This is a genomic window from Bradyrhizobium sp. (assembly GCF_035273305.1).
Classification (GTDB): Bacteria; Pseudomonadota; Alphaproteobacteria; order Rhizobiales; family Xanthobacteraceae; genus Bradyrhizobium.
Window position 1 is genome coordinate 1 of the sequence record NZ_DATEPI010000036.1, and the last position, 2,519, is coordinate 2,519.

General features: G+C 59.5%; 2 protein-coding genes. Both read right to left on the reverse strand.

The window, feature by feature from the left end; translation table 11 throughout:
• Positions 1–773, reverse strand: a 773-nt coding sequence (locus VJV58_RS02420; protein WP_324135737.1) for an alpha-amylase family glycosyl hydrolase, incomplete at its 3' end; no start/stop codon positions are given.
• A partial coding sequence (gene treZ, locus VJV58_RS02425; protein ID WP_324135738.1) for a malto-oligosyltrehalose trehalohydrolase occupies positions 773–2,519 on the reverse strand: 1,747 nt, incomplete at its 5' end. The genes treZ and VJV58_RS02420, both read right to left, overlap by 1 nt.

The following is a 2,519-nucleotide window of genomic DNA, read 5'->3' on the forward strand; positions in this document are numbered from 1 at the left end:
AGCGCCAGAATCTGGGTCGGGCGATCCGGTCCCGCCCGATAGGCCTCGAGCCCCCGTGCAATGATCTCGCTACCCCCAACGATGCTCTTCAGCTCCGCCTTGAAGCTCGGCGCCTCTTTTCGATTCGGATGACGCAAGCCCTGGTAGCGCGACGCCAGTTCAATGATGTGTTTCCCTGCCGTGCTGTCTTCGGCGCCTGCTTCCTTTACAGCGTGACGCAGAATCTCGCCGTAGCGCTCGGGCGCAATGGGCAGGCGATGCTCGAAATACCACACCGAGAGACTGCCGTGATCCGGATCGTATCGAAGTTCGATTTCGCCTTTTTCGAGAGACTGTCCATAGGAGGCGCCAAGGATCGGCAGCAGCACGCCAGGGCGTGACCGAAAAGGCAGGATGTCCCAATCGATATCGAATGAGACGGCATGCGGGGACGCCGGACCCCATTCCAGCACGTCGAGCCACCACGGATTGTCGGCGAAGTGCACACCGACATGGTTCGGAACGAAATCCAGAATGAGGCCGAGGTCGTGCGCCTTTAGCGTTTCGCTCAAACGCTCAAACGCCTCTTCACCACCGAGTTCCGGATTAAGCTGAGTGTGATCGACGACATCGTAGCCATGAGACGAGCCGTGGCGTGCCTTCATGAACGGCGATGCGTAGAGGTGCGTGATGCCGAGGGACTTCAGATAAGGGAGAATTGCCGCCGCAGCGTCGAAGCCAAAATCCGCAGTCAGCTGCAGGCGGTAGGTTGCGAGCGGAATGGCCGGCGGCATTAGCGTGCTCCAATACGCCAGACCACCGACCATGGCGGCATAATATTCCCGCTGTCGTTGCCCCAGATTGTGGCGCCATCGCACGGCTCACGCGGAACTTCAGCTTTCGCGAGATTGGCGTGTAGCACTAAGCTTGCGCCATCGCCCATCCGCCAGTGAGCTTGCAGCAATCCATTCTCCGCCGCATTTGCTTTGCCAAATGTGGCACCCGCCAGCCGCGGAATGATTTCGCGCTGGCGTATCGCCAGCAGTTCGCGCACCAGCGCTAGCCGCTGTTTGCCTGGCGCTTCGTTGATCGATTTCCAATCCAACACCGCTGACTGAAAAGTTGAAGCGGCCAGAGGGTCGGGCACGTCATCGCCATATTTAGCGTAAGCCCAGGCATATTCCTTACGCCGCCCGTTGCGTACGGCCTCCGCGAGTTCGCCCTCAAATCCGCAGAAGAACGGGAAGGGCGCTTTGCAGCCCCATTCCTCTCCCATGAACAGCATCGGAATCCCCGGAGCGATCAACAGGACCGCCAGCGCAGCCTCAATCGCATCCGCGGCTACATTGCTTTCAATTCGGTCGCCGAGAGCGCGGTTGCCGATCTGGTCGTGATTTTCCAGGAAATTGACAAAGGCGGTGGGAGCAAGCTCGCCGCTGGCTTCGCCGCGCGGCTGCCCATCCCGATACGGCGATGGCTCGCCCTGATAGACAAAGCCTGAGCCGAGCGCGCGCGCGATGTCTTTAAGCGGCGAGCGCTCATAATCGCGGTAATAGCCCTGCGTCTCGCCACTTAGCGCTACATGCCATGCGTGATGGTAATCATCGTTCCATTGTGCACGATATTTGCCGCGCGGCGGATCTTCCCCAGGATCCAGAACGCTCACCCGGTTGTCGTCGTTCTCAAGCACAAGGTGAATGTGTCGTCTTGTTCTCGCAGCCAGATCGCCGGCGGCGAGGCTAAGATCGCGCAGCATGGAAACCTCGCCCGGCTCTGTGATCGCGTGCACGGCATCGAGCCTCAGGCCGTCGAAGCGATACTCACGCAGCCAGTATAGCGCGTTCTCAATGGCGAAGGCGCGCACCTCTTTTACCCGGTAATCGATCGCGCTACCCCAGGGGGTCTGCGCCTCCGTGAAGAAGGATGGCGCGTAGCGGCCGAGATAATTTCCCTCCGGGCCGAAGTGATTATAGACGACGTCCAGGAAGACCATCATCCCGCGCAGATGCGCTTCGTCGATCAGCATCTTCAGATCATCGGGACGGCCGTAGACGCTGTCGGGTGCGTACCACAGCACGCCGTCATATCCCCAGTTGCGCGTTCCGGCGAAATCCGCCAACGGCATCAACTCCAGTGCGGTGATGCCAACTGCTACCAGATGATCGAGCTTGCCGATCATGGCTTTGTAGGTACCTTCTTCTGTGAACGTACCTACATGAGTTTCGATCAGGACGGCTTCGTGCCAAGGCCTTCCGCGCCATTCCGACGCGCGCCAGCGATAGCTTGAGTGATCGACAACTTCGCTGGGCCCCGAAACATCATCAGGCTGGAAGGCGGAAGCCGGATCGGGAACGTCGATCTCGTCATCGATCCTGAATTTATAGAGCGCGCCAGCCTTAACCCCTGCGATATCGGCGCGAAACCAGCCATTCTCTTGGCGTCGCATTGGTTGCGGAGTTGGCAGCACTACGTCCACGTGCTTTGCTGCTGGCGCCCAAAAATGAAACGTGGCGCCGTCTGCTGTTAATTGCGCGCCGAAT